General features: G+C 61.1%; 25 protein-coding genes and 1 pseudogene. 15 read left to right on the top strand and 11 right to left on the bottom strand.

Annotation, left to right across the window (positions count from 1 at the left end):
* Positions 1-74: 74 nt before the first annotated feature.
* From dctP to ETW23_RS14565, 14 genes are all read left to right on the top strand, one after another.
* The gene (dctP, locus tag ETW23_RS14630) at positions 75-1091 is read left to right on the top strand and encodes a TRAP transporter substrate-binding protein DctP (RefSeq protein WP_134830427.1); all 1017 of its coding nucleotides are present in this window, start codon (positions 75-77) and stop codon (positions 1089-1091) included.
* 69 nt (positions 1092-1160) lie between these two features.
* Entirely contained in the window at positions 1161-1727 is a 567-nt protein-coding gene (locus ETW23_RS14625; protein ID WP_027234607.1) for a TRAP transporter small permease, read from the top strand.
* A gap of 10 nt (positions 1728-1737) precedes the next feature.
* Complete coding sequence (locus tag ETW23_RS14620) at positions 1738-3024, top strand: TRAP transporter large permease (protein ID WP_134830426.1); 1287 nt, start codon at positions 1738-1740, stop codon at positions 3022-3024.
* Positions 3025-3036: 12 nt separating this feature from the next.
* Positions 3037-3465, top strand: coding sequence for a universal stress protein (locus ETW23_RS14615; protein ID WP_134830425.1), 429 nt, complete (start codon positions 3037-3039; stop codon positions 3463-3465).
* Between the two features lie 11 nt (positions 3466-3476).
* Entirely contained in the window at positions 3477-4241 is a 765-nt protein-coding gene (gene eutA / locus ETW23_RS14610; RefSeq protein WP_134830424.1) for an ectoine utilization protein EutA, read from the top strand.
* A gap of 18 nt (positions 4242-4259) precedes the next feature.
* On the top strand, positions 4260-5375 hold the full coding sequence (gene eutB / locus ETW23_RS14605; protein WP_134830423.1) for a hydroxyectoine utilization dehydratase EutB: 1116 nt from the start codon (positions 4260-4262) through the stop codon (positions 5373-5375).
* Positions 5375-6250 carry an ectoine utilization protein EutC gene (gene eutC / locus ETW23_RS14600; RefSeq protein ID WP_134830422.1) on the top strand — a complete coding sequence of 292 codons (876 nt, stop codon included), beginning with the start codon at positions 5375-5377 and terminating at the stop codon, positions 6248-6250. The genes eutB and eutC overlap by 1 nt, the downstream gene beginning before the upstream one ends.
* 19 nt (positions 6251-6269) lie before the next feature.
* Complete coding sequence (gene doeA, locus ETW23_RS14595) at positions 6270-7457, top strand: ectoine hydrolase DoeA (RefSeq protein WP_134830421.1); 1188 nt, start codon at positions 6270-6272, stop codon at positions 7455-7457.
* A gap of 3 nt (positions 7458-7460) precedes the next feature.
* Positions 7461-8453 carry a N(2)-acetyl-L-2,4-diaminobutanoate deacetylase DoeB gene (gene doeB / locus ETW23_RS14590; protein WP_134830420.1) on the top strand — a complete coding sequence of 331 codons (993 nt, stop codon included), beginning with the start codon at positions 7461-7463 and terminating at the stop codon, positions 8451-8453.
* A gap of 12 nt (positions 8454-8465) precedes the next feature.
* Positions 8466-8945, top strand: a complete 480-nt coding sequence (locus ETW23_RS14585) for an Lrp/AsnC family transcriptional regulator (RefSeq protein ID WP_129371850.1) — start codon at positions 8466-8468, stop codon at positions 8943-8945.
* A 97-nt stretch (positions 8946-9042) separates the two neighbouring features.
* Complete coding sequence (locus tag ETW23_RS14580) at positions 9043-9828, top strand: SDR family NAD(P)-dependent oxidoreductase (protein WP_134830419.1); 786 nt, start codon at positions 9043-9045, stop codon at positions 9826-9828.
* 121 nt (positions 9829-9949) lie between these two features.
* The gene (locus ETW23_RS14575; RefSeq protein WP_134830418.1) at positions 9950-11425 is read left to right on the top strand and encodes an NAD-dependent succinate-semialdehyde dehydrogenase; all 1476 of its coding nucleotides are present in this window, start codon (positions 9950-9952) and stop codon (positions 11423-11425) included.
* A 28-nt stretch (positions 11426-11453) separates the two neighbouring features.
* A complete protein-coding gene (locus tag ETW23_RS14570; protein WP_134830417.1) occupies positions 11454-12827 on the top strand; it encodes an aspartate aminotransferase family protein in 1374 nt (457 codons plus the stop codon).
* Positions 12828-13031: 204 nt separating this feature from the next.
* Positions 13032-13328, top strand: a complete 297-nt coding sequence (locus ETW23_RS14565; protein ID WP_134830416.1) for a transposase — start codon at positions 13032-13034, stop codon at positions 13326-13328.
* Between the two features lie 330 nt (positions 13329-13658).
* Here ETW23_RS14565 and ETW23_RS14560 read toward each other — a convergent pair whose 3' ends face one another.
* The 11 genes and pseudogenes from ETW23_RS14560 to ETW23_RS26010 form a co-directional block, all read right to left on the bottom strand.
* The gene (locus tag ETW23_RS14560) at positions 13659-13940 is read right to left on the bottom strand and encodes a hypothetical protein (protein ID WP_134830415.1); all 282 of its coding nucleotides are present in this window, start codon (positions 13938-13940) and stop codon (positions 13659-13661) included.
* Positions 13941-14579: 639 nt separating this feature from the next.
* On the bottom strand, positions 14580-15395 hold the full coding sequence (gene ehuA / locus ETW23_RS14555) for an ectoine/hydroxyectoine ABC transporter ATP-binding protein EhuA (protein WP_134830414.1): 816 nt from the start codon (positions 15393-15395) through the stop codon (positions 14580-14582).
* A gap of 2 nt (positions 15396-15397) precedes the next feature.
* Positions 15398-16063: an ectoine/hydroxyectoine ABC transporter permease subunit EhuD gene (gene ehuD, locus ETW23_RS14550; RefSeq protein ID WP_134830413.1), complete on the bottom strand. Its 666-nt coding sequence runs from the start codon at positions 16061-16063 to the stop codon at positions 15398-15400.
* A gap of 3 nt (positions 16064-16066) precedes the next feature.
* On the bottom strand, positions 16067-16732 hold the full coding sequence (ehuC, locus tag ETW23_RS14545) for an ectoine/hydroxyectoine ABC transporter permease subunit EhuC (RefSeq protein WP_134830412.1): 666 nt from the start codon (positions 16730-16732) through the stop codon (positions 16067-16069).
* Positions 16733-16798: 66 nt separating this feature from the next.
* Complete coding sequence (locus ETW23_RS14540; RefSeq protein WP_129370010.1) at positions 16799-17641, bottom strand: transporter substrate-binding domain-containing protein; 843 nt, start codon at positions 17639-17641, stop codon at positions 16799-16801.
* Between the two features lie 164 nt (positions 17642-17805).
* Positions 17806-18213, bottom strand: coding sequence for a glycine cleavage T C-terminal barrel domain-containing protein (locus ETW23_RS26030; protein ID WP_254695210.1), 408 nt, complete (start codon positions 18211-18213; stop codon positions 17806-17808).
* Between the two features lie 18 nt (positions 18214-18231).
* Positions 18232-18797, bottom strand: a pseudogene (locus ETW23_RS26025) (aminomethyltransferase family protein); the annotation flags it as partial.
* 11 nt (positions 18798-18808) lie between these two features.
* Positions 18809-20260: an FAD-dependent oxidoreductase gene (locus ETW23_RS26020; protein WP_254695033.1), complete on the bottom strand. Its 1452-nt coding sequence runs from the start codon at positions 20258-20260 to the stop codon at positions 18809-18811.
* 18 nt (positions 20261-20278) lie between these two features.
* Complete coding sequence (locus ETW23_RS14530; protein ID WP_167738122.1) at positions 20279-21457, bottom strand: Xaa-Pro peptidase family protein; 1179 nt, start codon at positions 21455-21457, stop codon at positions 20279-20281.
* A 4-nt stretch (positions 21458-21461) separates the two neighbouring features.
* Entirely contained in the window at positions 21462-21794 is a 333-nt protein-coding gene (locus ETW23_RS26015) for a hypothetical protein (RefSeq protein WP_254695032.1), read from the bottom strand.
* 1 nt (position 21795) lies between these two features.
* Positions 21796-22242, bottom strand: coding sequence for a hypothetical protein (locus ETW23_RS26010; protein WP_254695031.1), 447 nt, complete (start codon positions 22240-22242; stop codon positions 21796-21798).
* A 158-nt stretch (positions 22243-22400) separates the two neighbouring features.
* Between ETW23_RS26010 and ETW23_RS14520 the strand changes: the two genes are divergently transcribed.
* Positions 22401-23162, top strand: coding sequence for a GntR family transcriptional regulator (locus tag ETW23_RS14520; RefSeq protein WP_134830410.1), 762 nt, complete (start codon positions 22401-22403; stop codon positions 23160-23162).
* Positions 23163-23173 lie beyond the last annotated feature (11 nt).

The following is a 23173-nucleotide window of genomic DNA, read 5'->3' as shown; positions in this document are numbered from 1 at the left end:
ATTGACATGCAGTACAATTCTTCTCAAACCTGCCGCAGCGGTGCGCAGGCACCGGTGAGACTTGGGAGGAAATCATGGCTCAGACAGTCAAAATCACCTTCGCGGCCCTGGCGGCGGCGGGGATTGCCCTGGCAGGCAGCGCGGCGCAGGCGGACACCTGGCGCTATGCCTTTGAGGAGGCGATGACCGATGTGCAGGGCGTCTATGCGCAGAAATTCAAGGCAGAGATCGAGGCAAACTCGGATCACGAGATCCAGCTGTTCCCCTATGGCACATTGGGTGAATCGGCCGACATCATGGAACAGACTCAGGACGGCATTCTGCAGTTCGTAGACCAATCACCGGGCTTTACCGGCTCGCTGATCCCCGAGGCGCAGGTCTTCTTTGTGCCCTACCTGCTGCCGACCGATCAGGATCACCTGGCGCGTTTTTACAAGGAAAGCAAGGCGATCAACGATATGTTCAAGCCGCTCTATGCCGATCAGGGGCTGGAGCTTTTGAACATGTTCCCCGAGGGCGAAGTGGCGATGACCACCAAGACTCCGGTGGCCACCTGCGCCGATCTGGACGAGGTGAAGTTCCGGGTGATGACCAACCCGCTGCTGGTCGAAAGCTACAAGGCCTTTGGCGCCACCCCGACGCCGCTGCCCTGGGGCGAGGTGTACGGCGGTTTGCAGACCAATGTGATCCAAGGGCAGGAGAACCCGACGTTCTTCCTGTACTCGACCAAGATCTATGAGGTCACCGATTACATCACCTATGCCGGCCACAACAACTTCACCACCGCGGTGATGGCCAACAAGGATTTCTATGACGGCCTGAGCCCCGAGGATCAGCAGCTGGTGCAGAACGCGGCGCAGGCCGCCTATGACCACACCGTGGTTTACCAGCAGCAGGCCGCAGAAACCGAGCTGGCCAAGATCATGGAAGCCAAGCCGGAAATGAAGGTGACAGTGCTGACCAACGAGCAGCGCAGCTGCTTCAAGGAGGCGGCGGCAGAGGTTGAGGCCAAGTTCATCGAGATGACCGGCGACAGCGGCGCTGCGATCCTGGAGCAGATGAAAGCAGACCTGGCAGCAACTGCCAACTGACGCCTGCTCTGAAGTCACCGCTGAGCGGGTGCTGCCCGCTCAGCGCCCCGCAGACCCTGGGAGGACGGAATGCACCAGACACATGAGTCCGCGCTGCCCGGTTTCCTGGGCGTGATCGACAGCGCCATCAGCCGCACCGAGTCGTTCCTGCTGGCCGCCGGCGTGCTGCTGATGGCGGCCAATACCGTGGCCAATGTGGTGGGGCGGTTCGTGCTGGGCAATTCCATCTTCTTCACCGAAGAGCTGAACCGGATCCTGATCATCCTGATCACCTTTGCCGGCATCAGCTATGCGGCGCGCAATGCCCGTCATATCCGGATGTCGGCGATCTATGACCTGCTGCCGCCGCATCTGCGCAAGGTGATGGTGGTGGTGATTTCGGTGATCACCGCCGGGTTCATGTTCCTGCTGTGCTTTTACGCGGTGAAATACATCGGCTCGCAGGCGTCGCGCGGGCGGGTGCTGCCGGCGTTGCAAATCCCGGTCTGGGTGATCCTGGTCTGGGTGCCTGCGGGGTTCTTCATGACCGGTGCTCAGTACCTGCTGACCGCGGTGCGCAACCTGACGTCCTCCGGCATCTACCTCTCGACCCATGTGCAAGAGGGGTACGAGGACGCGGAAGAAATCGAAATCTGAGGGCGGACCCATGGCTGCAACTATTTTCCTGACCATGATTGTCCTGCTGCTGCTGGGCTTTCCGATGATGATCCCGCTGATTGCCGGCGCTTTCATCGGCTTCTTGATGCTGTTCGGCGATCTGGCCCGGACCGAAACCATGGTGCAGCAGATGATGGCCGGTATCCGGCCCGCCTCGCTGATTGCGGTGCCGATGTTCATCTTTGCCGCCGACATCATGACCCGGGGCCAGTCGGCCGGGCGGCTGATCAATGTGGTGATGGCCTATATCGGCCATATCCGCGGCGGGCTGGCGATTTCCACCGCTGCCGCTTGCACCATGTTCGGCGCCGTTTCCGGCTCGACACAGGCGACCGTTGTGGCCATCGGTTCGCCGCTGCGCCCGCGGATGCTGCAGGCGGGCTACAAGGACAGCTTTGTGCTGGCGCTGATCGTCAATGCCAGCGACATCGCCTTTCTGATCCCGCCCTCCATCGGGATGATCATCTATGGCGTGGTCTCCAGCACCTCGATTGCCGAGCTGTTCATTGCGGGCATCGGGCCCGGCCTGCTGATCCTGCTGCTGTTTTCGGCCTATGCCTATATCTATGCGGTGCGTAACAACGTGCCGACCGAGCCCAAGGCGACCTGGGGCGAGCGGTTTCAGACCATGCGGCAGGCGCTGTGGCCGATGGGGTTCCCGGTGATCATCATCGGCGGCATCTATGGCGGCGTGTTCAGCCCGACCGAGGCGGCAGCGGCCTGCGTTCTATATGCGCTGATCCTGGAGGTCGCCGTGTTCCGCTCGATGTCGCTGGCGGATGTCTATGAAACCGCAAAATCCACCGGGCTGGTCACCGCAATCGTGTTCATTCTGGTGGGGGCAGGGGCTGCGTTTTCCTGGGTTATCTCATTCGCGCAGGTGCCACAGCAGATCCTTGGCGCCATCGGCATTGCCGAGATGAGCGCCATCGGGGTGCTGTTCGTGATCTCCATCGCGTTTTTCATCGGCTGCATGTTTGTCGATCCCATCGTGGTGATCTTGGTGCTGGTGCCGGTTTTTGCGCCGGTGGTGAAGTCGGTGGGGCTGGACCCGGTTCTGGTTGGCACAATCATCACCCTGCAGGTGGCTATCGGATCGGCCACGCCGCCCTTTGGCTGCGATATCTTCACTGCGATTGCCGTGTTCAAACGCCCCTATGCCGAGGTGGTTCGCGGTACGCCGCCCTTCATCCTGATGCTGCTGGGGGTGTCGGTGGCGCTGATCTTCTTCCCGCAGATTGCGCTGTTTCTGCGCGACCTGGCCTTTGCCAAATAAGGAGGCGCGGCGATGTTCACATCCATTCTGGTGCCCTTTGACGGCTCGCAAGGGGCGGAGGCCGCGCTGGCCAAGGCGGCGGAGCTGTGCGGGGCTGGGCTGACGCTGCTGACGGTCTATCGCCACCACTCGCTGCTGGAGGCCTCGATGCATATGGTGCGCCCGGATCTGCCGGACGACCTGGACGAGATCATGCGCGGCCACGCCCGCGAGGTGGCCGAGCGCGGCAAGGTGCTGGCGGCAGAGGGCGGCGTTTCAAACCCCCGCGCCTTTGTCAAAGCCGGGCCGGTGGCGCGCACCATCACGGGGTTTGCCAGGGAGCATGGGCAAGACCTGATCGTGATCGGCAGCCGGGGTCTTGGCTCGCTGGAAAGGGCGCTGCCGGGGAGTGTATCTCACAAGGTAACGAGCCTGGCCGAAACCCCGGTTCTAGTTGTTTAGGAAGGCAGAAAATGGCCTTTGATATCCATGCCACGCCCTCGCGGGTTCCGGCCCGGCTGGACCACCGCCCCGTGAAGAAACGGATCGCGCTGGTGGCGCTGGCGACCGACCACACGTCCGAGCGCGACTTTGCCCGGATCTGCGACCCGGACCGGGTGGGCGTCTATGTGAACCGGATCGCATACGAGAACCCGACCACCCGGGAAACGCTGCTGAAGACCGGCCCGCGGCTGACTGCAGCCGCGGCGCAGATCCTGCCGGAGGAGGCGGTGGATGTGGTGGCCTATGGCTGCACCGCGGCTTCCATCGTTTTGGGCAATGATGCGGTCGCCCGCTCTCTGAACACGGCCAAGCCGGGCGCGCCTTGCGTCACCCCAAGCTCTGCCGCGTTTGATGCGTTTGCCGCACTTGGGGCCGGGCGGGTGTCGCTGTTGACACCCTACAGCCCGGCGGTCACCGATGAGATGGCGCAGTATTTTGCGGCGCATGGCCCAGCGGTGGTCAGTGCCGCCTGTTTCGGGCTGACCGACGACCGCCAGATGGCGCGGATTTCCGAGGACAGCATCATTGAAGCCGGGATTGCCGCCTGTGATTCATCAGCCGATGCGCTTTTCCTGTCTTGCACCGCGCTGCGGGCGGCTGTCTGCATTGAGCGGATCGAGGACCACCTGGGCAAGCCGGTTGTCAGCTCCAACCAGGCAATGGTCTGGCGCTGCCTGCGCCTGGCCGGGATCACGGATCCGGTAAAAGGTTTCGGCAGGCTTTTTGAACTCTAAATAGGCTAAACAGATCCAATGACTGACAAAATCACCCTTCAGGACAGCTATCAGGCCCGGGCGCGGATTGGCGGGAAAATCCGGCAGACGGCACTGGTATCTTCGCCCTCTCTCAGCGCGCATTGCGGCGGAGAGGTTTCGTTGAAGCTGGAAAGCACCCAGATCACCGGCAGTTTCAAACTGCGCGGCGCCACCAACGCGGTCTTGTCGCTGACCGATGAACAGCGCGCGGCGGGGGTTGTTGGCGTCTCCACCGGCAACCACGGGCGCGGGCTGGCCTATGCCGCGGCGCAGGCCGGTGTGCGCTGCATCATCTGCATGTCGGAGCTGGTGCCGCAAAACAAGATCGAGGGCATCAAATCCCACGGCGCCGAAGTGCGGATTGCGGGCCGCTCCCAGGACGATGCCCAGGTTGAGGTCGACAGGCTGGTGGCGGACGGCATGACCATGCTGCCGCCATTTGACCACCGCGACATCATCGCGGGCCAAAGCACCGTGGCGCTGGAAATGCTGGAACAGGCGCCGGATCTGGACACTGTGCTGGTGCCGCTGTCCGGCGGCGGGCTGATTTCCGGCGTGGCGATGGTGATGAAAGCCGCAAATCCGGCGATCCGTGTTATCGGCATCTCGATGGAACGCGGCGCGGCGATGTATGAATGCCTGCAGGCCGGCAAACCGGTCCTGGTAGAGGAAAAAGCCACGCTTGCGGATTCTCTGGGTGGTGGCATCGGGCTGGATAATGCCTATACCTTTGAAATGACCAAGGCTTTTGTCGATGATGTGGTGCTGGTTTCCGAGACGGAAATTGCCGCCGCCATCCGCCACGCGTATTTCGAAGAACGCCAGGTGATCGAAGGTTCCGGCAGCGTTGGCATCGCTGCCCTGCTGGCGGGCAAGATCGAAAATCTGGGCCGTTGCGTCTCATTGGTCAGTGGTCAGAACATCGACATGGCGCTGCACAAACGCATCATCAACGGAGAAGATGTCGACGTGGCGGCCGAAACCAAGGGGGCGCAGATGCCTGACATCAAGATCCTGACTGAGACGGAACTGCGCGATTTGGTGCCGCTGGACGGCGATGCAGTGGATTGCATTGAGCAGGGCTTTACCACGCTGGCCGGGGCAGGGTGGTGATGCCGCCGATCATGACGCTGCCTGTGCCGGATCATAACGGCGAGGTCTGTGTCAAAACCGCCTATGTGCCGGGGATCGACAGCTTTGCGATGAAGATGAGCCCGGGGTTTTTCGACAACCCCAAGCTTGGGCTGCCCAGCACCACGGGACTGATGGTGGTGTTTTCCAGCAAGACCGGCCTTTTGGAGGCGCTGCTTTTGGACAATGGCTACCTTACCGATGTGCGCACCGCCGCCGCCGGGGCGGTTGCAGCGCGCCATTTGGCGCGGGAGGATGCGGCGCGTGTGTGCATCATTGGCGCGGGCGTGCAGGCGAAGATGCAGCTGAAGGCCATGACCCTGGTGCGCGAAATCAAAAGCGCCGTCATCTGGGCGCGGGACAGCACCAGGGCTGAGGTTGCTGCTGCAAGCCTGCGCGAAGAGCTTGGGCTGGAAATCTCGGCCAGCTCGGACATCGGAGAGGCAGTATTGTCAGCTGACATTGTGGTCACCACCACCCCCGCTGCTGACCCCGTGATCCAAGCGGAGTGGCTGCGGCCTGGCCAATTGGTCATCGCCATGGGGTCGGATCAGGAGCACAAGTGTGAATTGAACCCCGCTTGCCTGGCCAAGGCAGACTTATACGTGCCTGACAGCCAGGCGCAGTGTGCCGTCAAGGGCGAGCTGCGCAGTGCCATCGGGGCGGGGCTGATCGCAAATGACCGCAGTTTCACCGAACTGGGAGATGTCACTTCAGGCAAGGCCGCCGGGCGCCAGGCGGACAGTGATCTGATCATTGCCGACCTGACCGGCACCGGCGTTCAGGACACCGCCATCGCAACCCTTGCAGGCTCCCGCGCAGATGCGGCGGGGGCAGGCGCCAGTTTCACCAGCTGATCAACCAGGAACCACGCATATGGCAGACCCCAAGCTGTATTTCTCCCGCTCCGAATACCAGGCGCGTATAGACAAAACCCGGTCCGAGATGGCCCGCCGCGGCATCGACCTTCTGATCGTCACGGATCCTTCGAACATGAACTGGCTGACCGGCTATGACGGCTGGTCCTTCTATGTCCATCAATGCGTCGTGCTGGGCCTTGAGGGTGAGCCGCTCTGGTACGGCCGCGGTCAGGATGCCAATGGCGCTTTGCGCACCTGCTTCATGGCCCCCGCCAGTATCATTGGCTATCCGGACCATTACGTGCAATCGGCTGACCGCCACCCGATGGATTACCTGTCGGCGCAACTGGCGGATCGCGGGCTGGACGGCGGCACTATCGGCGTTGAAATGGACAACTACTACTTTACCGCAGCTGCCTATGCCTCCCTGCAGGCGCATCTGCCGAATGCCCGTTTTGCCAACACCAACGCGCTGGTCAACTGGCAGCGCGCGGTGAAATCCGAGGCTGAACTCGCCTATATGCGCCAGGCCGGCAAGATCGTTGAGCGCATGCATCAGCGGATTTTCGACAAGGTTGAGCCAGGGATGCGCAAATGCGATCTGGTGGCAGATATCTATGACGCCGCCCTGCGTTATGACGAGGGTCTGGGCTTTGGCGGCGACTATCCCGCCATCGTGCCGCTGCTGCCGTCAGGACCGGATGCAGCCGCGCCGCATCTGACCTGGGACGATCTGCCGATGAAATCCGGCGAGGGTACTTTCTTTGAAATCGCAGGTGTTGTGCACCGCTACCACTGCCCGTTGTCGCGCACGGTGTTCCTAGGCAAGCCGACACAGACCTTTCTTGACGCGGAAAAGGCGGTGCTGGAAGGCATGGAAGCGGGTCTGGAAATGGCAAAAACCGGCAATACTTGCGAGGACATTGCCAAGGCGTTCTTCAAGGTGCTGAAGAAATACGGCATCGAAAAGGATAACCGCACCGGCTATCCGATCGGCGTCAGCTACCCGCCGGACTGGGGCGAGCGCACCATGTCGCTGCGTCCTGGCGACACCACCGTTCTGGAAGAAAACATGACCTTCCACTTCATGACCGGCCTCTGGATGGAGGACTGGGGTTTCGAGATCACTGAAAGCATCCGCATCGGGGTGGACGGGCCGGAGTGCCTGTCGGATGTGCCGCGCAAAATGTTCGTGAAGGACTGACCCATGAAGGCAAACCCGATTTCCCCCACCATCGCGCTGGATCAGGACGGCGTGCATCACGGATTTCTGAAACTGCCCTACAGCCGGGATGACTCGGCCTGGGGGTCAGTGATGATCCCGCTGACGGTGATCAAGAACGGCGAGGGGCCGACGGCGCTGCTGACAGGCGCCAACCACGGCGACGAGTACGAAGGCCCGATTGCCCTGCACGAGCTGGCTGCCACGACGGCGGCAGAGGATGTGACCGGGCGGCTGATCATTGTGCCGGCCTTCAACTATCCGGCATTCCGGGCCGGCACCCGCACCTCGCCGATCGACAAGGGCAATATGAACCGGTCGTTCCCTGGCCGGCCCGACGGCACCGTGACCGAGAAGATCGCCGATTATTTCCAGCGTACGCTTTTGCCGATGGCGGATCTGGCGGTGGACTTCCACTCTGGCGGCAAAACGCTGGATTTCGTGCCTTTTGCCGCGGCGCATATCCTGGAGGACAAAGCTGCGCAGGAGGCCTGCTTTGCCGCGATGAAGGCGTTCAACGCGCCTTATTCGGTGGAGCTTTTGGAGATCGACAGCGGCGGCATGTATGACACCGCGGTCGAGGAAATGGGCAAAGTTCTGGTCACCACGGAGCTGGGCGGCGGCGGATCGTCCTCCGCGCGCAGCAATGCCATCGCCAAGAAGGGGCTGCGCAATGTGCTGATCCACTTCGGCATCCTGCAGGGGGAGATGCAGCTGGAAGAGACCGTGAACCTGACGATGCCGGATGACGACTGCTTCCTGTTCAGCGAAGGCGACGGCCTTTATGAGATGATGGCCGATTTGGGCGAAACGGTTGCCAAGGGGGATCTGCTGGCGCGGGTGTGGCCGCTCGACCGCACCGGGCAGCGGCCGGTGGAATACCGCGCCCGCCGCGCAGGGCTGGTGATCAGCCGCCATTTCCCCGGCCTGATCAAATCCGGTGACTGTGTGGCAGTTGTCGGCGTCACCGGCGCCTGATAGGGCAAGCCTATGCAACTGGACCAGCGCGATCTCGACATTCTGCGCGTGCTCTCAACCGAGGGCCGCATCACCAAGGCCGCGCTGGCCGACCGGATCGGCCTGTCGCCGACCCCCTGCTGGGACCGGCTGAAAAAGCTGGAACAGGCCGGTCTGATCGAGGGCTACGGCGCCCGCATCAACCTCAAGAAACTGGCGCCGCATCTGACTGTGTTTGTCGCCGCTGAGATTGCTGACCACACCGCTGCCAGTTTCCATGCGTTTGAAACGGCGATGCAGCGCTATGACGAGGTCACCGCCTGCTGGGCGCTGGCAGGCGGCTTTGACTATCTGCTGCAGATAGTCACCCGCGACATCGATGCTTACCAGCGGCTGATTGATGAGATGCTGGACGCCCGCATCGGACTTTCCCGCTATTTCACCTATGTTGTGACCAAACCTGTAAAAGGGGCTGGCGCACCGCCTCTGGATGTTCTGCTGCGGCAGGACTGAAACGGCAGTTTCAGGTGGAATCCGGTCGTATGCAGACCCAAACAGCTTGCGGGCAGCAGGTTAGGCTGGGTGTCAGAGGAGTGGAGGAGGCTGCGGCATGGGCATGTTTTCGGGGCAAAATATTCTGATAACAGGCGGCGGAAGCGGGATCGGGCAGGCAATTGCCCGTCGGCTTGCAGGTGCCGGTGCCAAACTGGCCATTGCGGACCGCAACGCGGGCACAGCCGAAGCCACGGCTTCCGAATTGCGCGATGCAGGCGCCGAAGCCTTGGCGATTGAGGCTGATATCAGCCGCGAAGCCGACGTCGAGGCGATGTTCGCGGCGGTTCAGCAATTTGGTGGCACACTGCACGGAATGGCGCATTGCGCCGGGATCGGTGTGGAAAAAACCATCCTCGACACCTCGCTGGATGATTGGAACCGGCTGATCGGCATCAACTTGACCGGGACATTCCTGTGTGCGCGCGGCGCGGCGCGGATGATGGCCGGCCAAGGCTATGGCCGCATCCTGCTGATGGGCTCCGCCGCCGGTGAACGCGGAGGAACCGGGCGCTCTGCTTACGGGGCCAGCAAGGGGGGCGTTCATGCATTGACCCGGGTCATGGCGGTCGAGCTGGCCGAACTAGGGATCACGGTCAATGCCATGGCACCCGGCGCCATTGAGACCGAGCTGGTCAGCCGCATGCATGACGCGGAGACCAGAACCGCCTATTGCAGCGGTATTCCTGCCAACCGCTACGGAGCCCCGGATGAAGTTGGTGCTGCGGCGGAGTTCCTCCTGAGTTCCGGGGCCGCTTACGTCAGCGGAGTTGTGCTGCCGATTGATGGCGGCTTCATGGGAGCCGGCGTCATCAAGCGGCAGATGAACCCGTCCGGCGGGTGATATCTTCAAATCAAGCTGGTTGGCGCAAAAGCCAGCTGTTTCTTCTGCTGTTTCAGGAAACTTCAGACACTTCGTCTGTCAGCATCAGACAAGCTCTCCTGTAAAGCACAGGAGAACTTCCATGACAGAGACTGCTCTCTCTGCCCGCGCGGACATTGCGGACAAGGCGTTAGTTCGTTCATTTTCCTACATAAATGGAAAGTGGTGCGCCGCGGCAAGCAGCGAAACCTTCCCGGTCAGCGATCCGGCGGATGGTGCTGAACTTGGCCACGTCGCCAGTCTGTCTGCAGAAGAATCCTGTGCCGCTGTGGACGCGGCGCAGGCAGCTTTCCCGGCCTGGGCAGGTCTTTTGCCGCAGCAGCGCGCCGCCATCCTGCGGCGCTGGTATGAGTTGCAGCTGGAACACAAGGAAGACCTTGCCCGCATCATGGTGCTGGAACAAGGCAAGCCCCTTTCCGAGGCGCGCGGCGAGATAGACTATGGCGCCGCCTTTGTGGAATTCTACGCCGAAGAGGCCAAACGCCCAAACATCGAAGGCGTGACCAGCCATTTGCCCGACGCCGAAGTAGAACTGTGGCGTGAGCCGGTGGGCGTGGCGGCGTTGATCACGCCCTGGAACTTCCCCTCTGCCATGCTGACCCGCAAAGCAGCGGCGGCGCTGGCGGCGGGCTGCACCGTGGTGGCGCATCCTTCGGGTGAGACCCCGTTCAGCGCGCTGGCGCTGGCGGAGCTGGCCGAGCGTGCAGGCGTCCCTGCAGGCGTGTTCAACGTGGTGACTGGCCATGCCCCTACCATTGTTGAACCCTGGACCCGCGACACAAGGGTGCGGGCGCTATCCTTCACCGGCTCCACCAATACCGGCAAGCTTCTGTACCGCCAGTCGGCCGACACCGTGAAGCGGCTGGTGATGGAGCTGGGCGGCCATGCACCGGTGATCGTTTTCAAAGGCTGTAATCTGGACAAGGCGGTGGATGAAGCGATCAAGGCGAAATTCGCCACCTCCGGTCAGGACTGCCTGGGCGCCAACCGGATCTTTGTCGAACGCCCGGCCTATGCGGAGTTCTGCGCGAAGTTCATTGAGGCTGCCAAGGCACTGAGCGTCGGCAAAGGTATGGATGACTGCGATCTCGGGCCGCTGATGAACGAAAAGGCGCTGCAAAAGCAGGAGCAGCATGTGGCGGATGCGCTGGCCAAGGGCGCAACACTGGCTTGCGGCGGCAAGCGCCATGCACTTGGGCCGTTGTTTTATGAACCCACCGTGCTGACCGATGTTCCCGCAGATGCGCTGATCATGTCCGAGGAAACCTTTGGCCCGGTTGCGCCCGTTACCCCTTTCGATACCGAGGAAGAAGTGGTGGCCCGTGCCAATGACAGCGAGTACGGGCTGGTGGCCTATCTCCACAGCCACGACCCGCGCCGGATCTACCGCCTCAGCCGGGCGCTGCAGTACGGCATGGTTGCTGTGAACCGCACCAAAGTCACCGGCGCGCCGATCCCCTTTGGCGGCACCAAGCAATCCGGCCTTGGCCGCGAAGGTGCCCGCCTTGGCATGGAAGAATTTACCGAAATCAAGTACATATGCCGCGACTGGGCCTGAACCCCGCAGGCAAGAGATAGGAAGAACGATGCTGAAGAACGACCAACTCGACCAGTGGGACCGCGAGAATTTTTTCCACCCCTCGACTCATCTGGCCCAGCACGCCCGCGGGGAAAGCCCGAACCGGGTGATCAAGACCGCATCCGGTGTCTTCATAGAAGACCGCGACGGCAACAAGCTGCTGGACGCCTTTGCCGGTCTTTATTGCGTGAACGTGGGCTATGGCCGCCAGGAAATCGCCGAAGCGATCGGGGATCAGGCCAAAGAACTGGCCTATTATCATTCCTATGTAGGCCACGGTACCGAAGCCTCGATCACATTGTCCAAGATGATCCTGGATCGGGCGCCTGCGAATATGTCCAAGGTCTATTTCGGCCTCGGCGGTTCGGACGCCAATGAAACCAACGTCAAGCTGATCTGGTACTACAACAACATCCTGGGCCGCCCGGAGAAGAAAAAGATCATCTCCCGCTGGCGCGGCTATCACGGCTCGGGGCTGGTCACCGGCTCTTTGACCGGGCTGGAGCTGTTCCATAAGAAGTTCGACCTGCCAATCGAACAGGTGATCCACACCGAGGCGCCGTACTATTTCCGCCGCAACAACCTGGACCAGACCGAGGAGCAGTTCGTCGCCCATTGCGCCGCCGAACTGGAGGCACTGATCGAGCATGAGGGCGCAGATACAATCGCTGCCTTCATCGGTGAGCCGGTTCTGGGCACCGGCGGCATCGTACCGCCGCCCGCAGGCTACTGGTCCGCCATTCAGGCGGTGCTCAAGAAGCACGACATCCTGCTGGTTGCTGATGAGGTTGTCACCGGCTTTGGCCGTCTCGGCAGCATGTTCGGTTCGGATCACTATGGTATCGAGGCTGATATCATCACCATCGCCAAGGGCCTCACTTCGGCTTATGCGCCGCTGTCCGGCTCCATCATTTCGGACAAGGTCTGGAAGGTGCTGGAACAGGGCACCGATGAAAACGGCCCGATCGGCCACGGCTGGACCTATTCGGCGCACCCGATCGGTGCGGCAGCGGGTGTTGCCAACCTCAAGCTGATCGATGAGCTGAACCTGGTGCAGAACGCAGGCGAGACCGGCGCCTATCTGAACGCCACCATGGCAGAGGCACTGTCCGGTCACGCCAATGTGGGCGACGTGCGCGGCGAGGGAATGCTGTGTGCCGTGGAATTTGTGAAGGACAAGGACAGCCGCACTTTCTTTGATTCGGCAGACAAGATCGGACCGCAGATCTCGGCCAAACTGCTGGAGCAGGACAAGGTCATCGCCCGCGCCATGCCGCAGGGGGATATCCTGGGCTTTGCGCCGCCGTTCTGTCTCAGCCGTGCGGAAGCTGATCAGGTGGTGGCAGCCGCGCTGCGGGCTGTACAAGCGGTGTTGGGATGAAGTTGCCTCCGAGCCTGCAGCAGCTCAAACACGTAAATGGTTCGATTGCCCGCTGTTTCTGTAACCATGGGATTTGCGGTGCCGGCTTCATCTGATGAATAGAGGTGGTGGCTCTGGCCGGGTTGTTGCAAATTCATCAACTGAACTTCGTCCCTGTTCCCGGACAGCGGGGTAATTTACCTCTGTCCACGGAAGGAGCATGGAATGGGACAATCGAGACGAACGTTCACAGTTGAATTCAAAGCCGCAGCTGTTGGCCGGCTTTATAAGCCTGGTGCCACACAAACCGGCGTGGCTAGGGAACTGGGTGTGACGAGTTCCCACCTCAAGACGTGGCGCCTGGAGATTGAAGCGGCAGGATCGATGGCGGCGCTGCGCAGGCAGCAGGCCGATGCAGCGGAACTGGATCATCTGCGGAAGGAAAACAAACGCTTGAAGCTGGAAAATGAAATCCTCGAGAAAGCTTCCGCTTTTTTCGCCCCAAGGGCAGCGAAGACATGAACGCGAAACGTGCTTTCGTCGCTGCCCGCAAGACAGTTTACCCGATCGCTCAGCTCTGCCGCATTACTGGCCCTGCCGCTGCAAATAGCGGGCCATCTGGCGGGAGCCCTACCACGGCGTCTCAGGAAACTGCCTGTCCCTCCCTGCAGAATTGCGGCAGCAAACCGCCTGCCGGGCAGCGGATGATTGCCATGAACCGCAGGTTCCCGGCGCTCCCGCCTTTGGGCGTGTGATACAGGTTCGAACAGGCCGGCGACAGCATCTGACACTGACGGCGAACGCTGATCTTCGGATGATCCTTTTCAATGCACATCTGCCTGCGATCCTCGCTTAACGATCCCGGGCGCGTTTCAAAAAACCGCGTTCAGCCACAAGCTGGCCGGTCTTGGAATGCAGTGTGCCGATCTCAGTCCCGTTGGATTTGGCCGCAGCGCCGATCCTCTTGGAAAAGGCCTGGGCCAGGTTCTTGACCGCAGCCCGTTTCCAGCCGCTGATCATGTTCGGATGCGCGCCGTACGTCTTCGGTAACTCTGCCAGTACCTTCTCCTCGCGGATCGCCTCAAGCGCAATTTGGGCTTTGAATTCGGGAGAAGGGTTCTTGCGTTTCGTCATATTGGATCGTCGCTTTCATCATGCGATCCACCTTGGCTACAGGTCTGAATTCCCGCGGCCACCTCTAGTTGTTTCTAATCCGAGCCGTGCTGCGGCTTGCATAAATGGCTGCCTTACTCACTGCGGTGCAGCGGTGGACTCAGCCGCCGTGCAGCGTGGAAAAATCGGCGTGCGCGCGCAGCAAAGTTTTAGCGCTTCTGCAATGGGTTCAGAGCCGCCTTGCGGTGGCACAGAACCTAGAAACCAGCACCAGCCTGCCCCAGGCCGGCTGTGATCGGCTCGAGCCAGCCCGGACGGGACATTCGTATCAGTTGCAGTGCCAATTCCGCTGCGAGTGCGAAGCATTTGGGCCAGTTTTCTGAAAGCAACCGTCCAGAAGCCTGTGGCGGCCCGGCAGAGGCTGCGCTCCACTCCAGTGGCACAGATGCGCAGGAAGCTGCCGCTGCAAAGTTTCGAACTGCCGACGCCCTTCGGAGCCTGGCCGGCCCCGAGCTATCGTTCACCTTACCTTTAGCCGCGGTAGTGCAGCTTCACCAGACCAGCCGCTCATGTGCCAAGCTGCATTTGCCAAGATCAGAGGTCTGCTCGCAGGGCAGACCCGCCGCCTTAACCAGTTTCCCGGGAACCCCTCTTTGATCTTCAAACCGCTTCCCGCACTGCGCTCAGGAATTGCTGTGTCCGCTCCCGCTGGGGATTGCCGAACAGTTGCGCGGGTGGGCCCTGCTCCTCGATCTTGCCGCCATAAAAGAAGCATACCCGGTCCGAGATATCGCGGGCAAACCCCATCTGGTGAGTCACCATCAGCATGGTCAGGTTATGTTCCAAGACCAGCTGGCGGATCACGTTGGTCACCTCGCCGATCACCTCCGGGTCCAGGGCCGAGGTGACCTCGTCGAACAGCATCACCTTGGGCCGCATGGCCAGTGCGCGGGCAATCGCCACCCGCTGCTGCTGGCCGCCCGACAGGCGCGAGGGATGCTGATCCTTCTTGGAGATCATGCCGACCAGTTCCAGCAGCTCTTCTGAGCGGTCGCGCGCCTCTGCCTTGGAGAGGCCCAGCACCTGCACCGGCCCCTCCATACAGTTTTCCAGCGCGGTCATATGCGGGAACAGGTTGAAATGCTGGAAACACATGCCGATGTCAGCGCGGCGGCTGCGCAGGTGGCGCTCGCTGGCGGGCACCAGCTGGCCGCCCTTGGGCATATGGGTCAGCGGCTTGCCGTCCACATAGATCACCCCGCCGTTGATCTGCTCAAGCGTCATCAGCATCCGCAGCACGGTGGTTTTGCCCGAGCCGGAGGGACCGATGATCGAGACCATTTCCCCTGCCGCGACGTCGAGATCGAGATCGTCCAGCACAGTGAGCGCCCCATAGGATTTGTTCACCTTGCGAAAGCTCACCATCGGCGTGTCTTCACCGGTGATTTCAAGCGGAAAGCCAGTATTGTCCAGCATCGTTACAGTCCCAGTTTGCGGCGCACATACCCTTCGAACAGCCGGATCAGGCCCGCTGCCGGCAGGGAGATTGCCAGAAAGATGATGCCGACCATCGTGTAAGGCTCTAGAAAGCGGTAGTTTTCCGAGCCGATGGCATTGGCGGTATGGATAAGCTCGGCAACCCCGATCACCGACAGCATCGGCGTGTCCTTGAAGATGCCGACCAGGTAGTTGCCCATGCCCGACAGCGCGGGCGGGATGGCCTGCGGAATAATTACCCGGCGGTACTTCTGCGCGGTGGACATGTTGAGCGCGATTGCCGCCTCCCACTGGCCTTTCGGCACGCTTTCAATACCGCCGCGGAAGACCTCAGACAGGTAGCAGGCATAATGCAGACCGATGGCGATCATGCCGGACATCCACGGGCTGAGCCGGATGCCGAACTGCGGCCCTACATAGAACACAAAGAAGATCTGCAGGATCAGCGGGGTGGAACGGATGAACTCCACAAACTCGCGCACTGTGAAGGTCACCGCCCTGGACGGTGTGCGCTGTGCCAGCGCCAGCATCAGCCCCAGCACTACCGCAATCGCATAGCCCGCAAGGGCCGCAACCAGCGTGTTGCCGGTGGCAGTGATCAGGCGGGGCAGAATCTCCCAGGTGAAATCCCATTGCCAGTCAAACATGGCTTACGCCCTCCCCATCTTGCGCGCCATGTGGCGTTCCAGCCAGCGCATGAACGGCGTCACGAAAAAGCGGGCCAGGACGTAATAGATGACCAGTGCCGCGCCAAAGACTTGCGCCGACAGGAAGGTCGAGGCATTGATCTGCCGCGCCTCGAACATCAAGTCGGCAACGGAGATCAGCGACACCAGCGCGGTGCCCTTTAAAAGCTCGATCATCAGGTTGCCCCAGGGCGGCAGCATGCTGACCAGCGCCTGCGGCAGGATGATCCGCCGCATCCGCTGCGCCGGGCTCATGTTGATCGCCAGCGCCGCTTCCCATTGCCCCTTGGGCACTGACAGAATGCCACCGCGCACCAGCTCGGCGCCGTAAGCGCCGATATTCATGCCGATAGCCAGGTATCCTGCGGTGAATTTTTCGATCGTAAGACCGAACAGCGGCAGCACGAAGAAAATCCAGTATAGCTGCACCACCAGCGAGGTGCCGCGGAAAATCTCGATATAGGTCACCGCCGCGCCGCGCATAAGCGCGTTCTGCGACAGTTTCATCAGGCCCATGCAGAGCGAGATCGCGATTCCAATCACCGCAGCGAGCAGGAACTGGGCCAAGGTGACGCCCGTCCCTGTCAGAAGCCGCGGCCAGTACTGGATCAGGAAATCATAGAAACCCATCTGTAATCCGTATGGCACGAGGAGATTTGCATGTGGCGGACCCCAGGGATCCGCCGCACATTCGGATCAGCGGTTGGCGCAGGTCCATTCGGTGGTCTTGTCACCGGGCAGGGTGCTTTCGGTGTAGCCGTATTTTGCGACGGTCTGCATCATCTCCTCAGAGCCGATGTATTCCGCCAGCGCGGTGTTGAACTCTGCCAGGAAATCGCTGTCAGCGTCGCGGAAGCCGACGCCGACCCAGTTCAGCGTCCATTCCGGCAGGGCGCTGGGGTCGGTCACGTCGACGGCCTCATCGCTTTCCGCCAGATGCGCCGCTTCGAAATAGGTCATGCCCGCAGCATCTGCGCGGCCTGCCTTAACTGCGGCCAGCATCTCGGTCGGCCCTGGCACCTGCATGATCATCGCGTCGGTCAACCCTTCCTTCTTGGCGGCTTCGACGGTGTTGTAGCCGGAACCTGCAGCCAGTACCGCTTCTGCAGCCAGGATGTCCTGATAGGTCTGGATACCCTTGGGATTGCCGGCCGGAACGATAAAGGCGTCGCCGGACTGGGCAATCGGCTCGGAGAAGGAAATATTCTCGCAGCGGCTGTTGAGGATATAAAGCCCGCCGGTGATCATATCATAGCGGTTGGCCTGCAGCCCCGGGATCAGCCCGCCCCAGTCGGTTACGGTCGCCTCGACGCTTTCGTGGCCCATTTTTTTCAAGATATCGATGGCGATCTCGTTCACAAAGCCCTTGGCGTCGCCATTTTCGTCAGGGTAGCCCCAGATCGGAATGTTGGAGAAGCCGATGCGGAGCGGCTCGCCCGCGGCGATCCGGTCATCAATCGGCCCGGCCAGCGCCGCAATCGAGCTGACCACGGTTGCAACTGCCGCTGCGCCCAAAGTGTTGAGTAGTTTGTAAGTCATGGTTTCCTCCCAGAATTTAACCTGTCTTCGATTTGGAACTCGCGCCTGCTGTTTGGTTGGGGCGGCGTCTCCATTGCCACGGTCCTGAGCTTGAGCCGGTGATGAGATCGGGACACCGGGGATGTGCATCAGGACCGTGAACTCCTCCTTGGTGCCAGGCGCCCTCAGGTGCCGGACAGCATCCGTTTGCTTTGCGGGTCATAGAACGGCGTCAGCCTGACATCGGCTTCAACGCTTTGCCCCTCAACAAGAACCGTGAATTGGCCGTTCTCCACCGCTGCCTTCTCAATTTCGCCTTCCGGCAGGGTCAGCAGGCACAGGCCGACAGCCGCCCCGACCGTTTGGCCCCAGGCGCCGGCGGTCACATAGCCCGCGATTTGGCCGTCCCGCAGAACAGGTTCGTTGTGATGCAGCAGCGGTTCCGGGTCGCGCAGCTTGACCGAACATAGGAACGGCCCCTTGTTTTCCGCCTTGCGCGCCAGATAGGCGTCGCGCCCGATGAAGGGGATGGGCTTCTTGACCTTGCAGACAAACTCCATGCCCATCTGATGCGGCGCCTCGGTATAGGCCATGTCGTGGCCCCAATGGACAAAACCCTTTTCCAGCCGCAGTGCGTTCAGCGCCTCGCCCCGATCAGGCGGAGGCCGAACTGCTCGCCCGCCTGCATCAGCGCCTCGAACACATGTTCAGCAAAATCCGGGGTGATGAAAATCTCCCAGCCCAATTCGCCGGAATAGGAAAGGCGCTGCGCGAACACCGGGGCGTGGCCGATATGGAAATGCCGCAGACTATTGAACCGGAACGCCGCGTGCGAGACATCCGCATCGCTGACGGCCTGCAACAGCTCGCGACTTTTCGGCCCCATAATCCCCAGCACGCCATAGGCAGTTGTCGCATCGCGCACGCGCACATCCTCGTCCGGCTGGACCAGGTCGCGCAGATGCAGATAGTCGCGCCGGGTGTGCGAGATCGAGCTCATAACCATAAAGCTATCCGGCCCATGGCGCGCCACCGTGACGTCGCTTTCAATGCCGCCGCGCTCGTTCAGCATCAGCGTATAGGCAACCCGGCCCTCGGCCATGGCCATGTTGTTGGTGCAGACCCGCTGCAGGAAGCTTTCGGCGTCGCGGCCCTCGACCATCAGCTTGCCCAGCATGGTGTAGTCGATCATCGCAACAGCTTCACGCGCGGCCTTCTGTTCCTCTTGCACATGGGGAACCAGTTCTGGCGGCCAAAACTGTATTCATACTTCGGCTCAACGCCTTCAGGCGCAAACCAGCCGGGGCGTTCCCAGCCCTGGGCCTCGGTGAAACAGGCGCCGCGGGCCTTCATCGGGTGGTAGAACGGCGTGCGGCGCAGGTTGCGGACGGTATCACGCTGGCGGTTCGGCCAATGCATCGCATAGGTCAGCACCAGCGTTTCCGGGCAGCGTTCCTGCAGATAAGGGTCACGCGCCTGGAACTCCTCGCAGCGCTTGGGGTCCATTTCGCTGAGGTCAATCGGCGGGTGACCGTCGATGATCCATTGCGCAACGGCCCGGCCCGCGCCGGAACCGGATTGGATACCAGTGGAATTCACCCCGCCCAACACAAAATAGTTTGAAATATCAGGCGCCTGCCCCAGGATAAAGCGCCCGTCATAGGAATAGCTTTCCGGCCCGTTAAAGAAGGTGCGGATGCCGGTTTCCTGCAACAGCGGCACCCGGTTCATCGCCAGTTCCAGCACCTCCATCACATCTTCCTCGACAAATGGCAGGCTGTCGAACTCGAAGTCCTCGGAAATGCCTTTCATGCCCCAGGGTTTGGCCTGGAAATGGGCAAAGCCGAACAGCAGCTTGCCCGCGTCTTCCTTCCAATAGGTGCCATCGCAATAGGAGCGCAGCACCGGCAGGTCGCTGGGCAGGTTCTCGATGGCCTCGGTCACCAGATAGTAATGCTCGCAGGCGTGCAGCGGCACGCCAACGCCGTTCTGCCGGCCCAGGTCCCGCGCCCACATGCCGCCGCAGTTCACCACGTAATCGGCGCTGATGGTGCCCTGATCGGTGCGAACACCCACCGCCTTATTGCCGCGGGTCAGCACCTCTTCGACCTTGATGTTTTCAAAAACCTTCGCGCCGCGCATCCGCGCGCCCTTGGCCAGGGCCGTGGTCAGATCCACCGGGTTGGCCGATCCGTCGCTGGGCATGTAAATGCCGCCCAGAACACCATCGGGGTTCATCAGCGGCCAGCGCTCCTGAATTTCCGCCGTTTCCAGATAATGCGCCTCGATCCCGTGCAGCTTGGCGAAATCCGCCTTGCGCTTCAGCTCCGCCATCCGTTCGTCATTCACCGCAATAGAGATCGACCCCGACCGCCGGTAGCCTGGATTCTGGCCGGTCTCTGCCTCGATCTCCTGCAGCAGCTCGATGCCGTATTTGGCAAAAGCGGTTGTGGCATGGCTGCCCTGCAACTGCCCGACCAGCCCGGCCGCGTGCCAGGTGGTGCCGCTGGTCAGCTGCTTGCGCTCCAGCAGAACCACATCCGTCAGCCCCTGTTTGGCCAGATGATAGGCAACGGAACAGCCATGAATGCCGCCGCCGATAATGACAACCTGGGCATGGGAGGGAAGGTCTTTTTTCATGTGATCGGATCCCATGTGTTAGGTGATGATTGGCAGCTCGCGCGGCGCGCGGCGGGACAGAAGTTCGGCGCCATCCTCGCGGATGACGATGTTTTCCTCGTGCAGCATCATCTTGTTGCCGCCAAAGGCGAAGCCGGGTTCAAGCGTCAGCACCATGCCAGCCTCGATCACGGTCGTGTCACCGGGCATAAGCGAGGGCCATTCTGTCACCTGCATCCCCAGCCCGTGGCCCATCCGGCCAATCTGATGGCCGCTGCAGCCGCCCTCTTCCAGCACATTGGCCATAGCGCCCCACAGATCCGCGGTGGTGATGCCGGGGCGCGCCGCCTGCAGGCCGGCCTCTGTCGCCCGCCAGGCCAGATCATAAGCCGTCTTGGCTTCGTCCGAAGCGTGGCCAAAGGCATAGTTCCGGTCAAAGTCGCAGCTGTAGCCGCCCCACAGCGAACCGGTATCGAGCAGCAGCATGTCGCCGTCTGTGATCACCCGGTCCGTAGGACGGTTGATCACGTCCGAGAACCCGCCGGGGCCGGAGCTGCCGACCAGATACGGCACGTCATCGGCGCCTTTCTGCAGCAGATCGATCTTGAACTTGGCAAAGGCCTGGCGTTCGGTGTCGCCTGCCCGGATATGGTTCGGCAGATCTTCAAAGGCCGCGGAGGCAATACTGCAGATGCGCGCGATCTTGGCGATTTCAGAGGGGGATTTCACCATCCGCAGGCTGCGCACCACATCGGTGCCGTCGGCAATCGAAATGCCCTCCAGCTGGCTCTGTAGCCGCTGATAATCGGCCGCCGGCATCCGCACATGGGTTTCATGGCCCATCGGCAGACCCAATGTTCCGCCGCCCGGCATCACCTCGCGCAAAGTATCAGCAAGCAGGGAAATACCGTCATCCCCCTGCTGCGGCGCCAGCCAGGTACGGATATCGGAAATCCAGGTCAGCGACATGCTGGGGCCGCCGATTTCCGGGATCACTGCAATCGGGGCACCACTGGCCGGGATCACCACAAACCAAGGCCGTGTCGGGCTGAGCCAAAAGATGGTGTCAAAGCCGGTGAAATAGCGCACCTCGGGTTCCGTGGTCAGCAGCAGGGCGTCCAGCCCAAGACCCGACATGATCTTCTGCGCTGCCGCGGTCCGCTGCTCAAACTCGCTGGTGGAAAAGCCGCGCTCGGCAGCCGGGTGCACGTCCGTCATCATCTTAATCCTGAGGCTTCAATTGAGTGTGAAAAAGCATGCCCGCACCGGCAACGCTGTCGCGCAGCCCTGCCAGCCGGGCAAGGTGCCAGGCGGTGACTTGATTGCTGGACAGAACCGGCTTGCCCAGGGCTTCTTCGGCTTCAGCGATAATGGGCAGCGCTCGCAGGCTGGTGCAGGACACAAATACGCCATCGCAATCATCGCGCCGGCCGACTTCCTTGACCGCAGCCAGAATGCTGTTCGAGGAAATCCGGGCGACCTTGTAATCATCCGATTGGTTGAAGGTTCCAATCGCATTCACCTCGAACCCCGCCGCAGCCAGATTGTCCCGCATTTCAGTGGTAACCTCGGGGCGTAGGGGTGATCAGTGCGATCTTTTTCACCTTCAGGGCTTGAAGCGCGGCTTTGCAGGCCGTTAGCGGATTGGTGATTTTTGCCTTCGGGTGCACTTTGTTCAGCATGCTGCCCACCCGTGCTTCGCCAATCATCGTGGCGCCGGATGTGCAGCAATAACCAATTGCGCCGAATTCAAACGCCGGCGGCAGCAGCTCAGCCGCCGCCGGAAGATCGGCTTCCATCTTGCGCAGCGTGCCACAGGTGACTTCCATCTCGTTCGGGATCCGCGCGTGATACAAGGCGACATCATCGTGCCGTAAAAGCGCGGAAAACTCATGCTCAAGCGTCTGGTCGGATTGCAGCACGATCAGTCCGATCCGCGCCCTTGCGCCCAGACCGCCGTCCGCTGTGAACTCCAGTGTCTGAATATCCGGCACCACGTTCATAAACCTGCCTCTGGAAAATACGGGCGTCAGCCCTTCCCTCTGCTCCATCGCCTTGCATTCCATGGGCACTCCATGCAGTCAGGAGATGAAACTCTCGCTCGCTGGTATATACCAATGATTTGGTATATACCAAAAGAAAAGTTGTGGGAACTGGACACATGGGCGCAAATGATCTGACCTCAGAAAAGAAAATGCCTGCCTTTCAGAAGGTTATTGACCACCTGCGAGATCAGATCCGCAGAGGAAAGCTGCCCGAACATAGCGCGCTGCCCTCCGAAAGAGCCATCGGCGAGCAGTTCGGCATCAGCAGAATGACCGCCCGCCGCGCACTTTTAGCGGTTGAACAGGAAGGTCTCGCCTACAGTTCCGGGCGCCGCGGCCGATTCGTCTCTCCGCAGCGGCTGACCTATGACATCAGCAAGACGGTCAGCTTCTTTGCCCATGCAGAAAGCGGCGAACTTGGCCTTAAGATTGAACTGATCTCTAAACAGCTGACCCAAGCCGACGCCGCCCTGGCGGCCAAGCTTGCAGTGTCCGAGGGCGACGCCCTTTACAAGTACACACGGCTGTTTCTGCTCAAAGGGCACCCTGCCTTTGTAGAAGAGGAATTTGCCGTCGCGCATTTGTTTCCGGATCTTTTCAGCCATGACCTGCAGCAATCAACAACGCTGCTTATGGAGCGGGAATACGGTATGCCGCCTCATTCCGGCGACATTTCCATCCGTATGCGCGCATTGAATGAGGAGGAGGCAGGATTGCTTGGGTTGACGACCTATAATGCAGGGATCGAGCTGGAACAGGTGATCTATGATGCGGGTGGCCGGCCGTTCTGCTTTGACCGTCAAATCTGGCGCGGCGAACTGGCCGAATTCACCGCCCATGCAATCGTGCGGGACCGCCATCTTCCAACTCCAGACTAGTCTTAAATAAT

Origin of the sequence: Leisingera sp. NJS201 (assembly GCF_004535885.1) — a bacterium.
GTDB lineage: Bacteria > Pseudomonadota > Alphaproteobacteria > Rhodobacterales > Rhodobacteraceae > Leisingera.
This window is presented reverse-complemented; position numbering and strand designations above follow the sequence as displayed.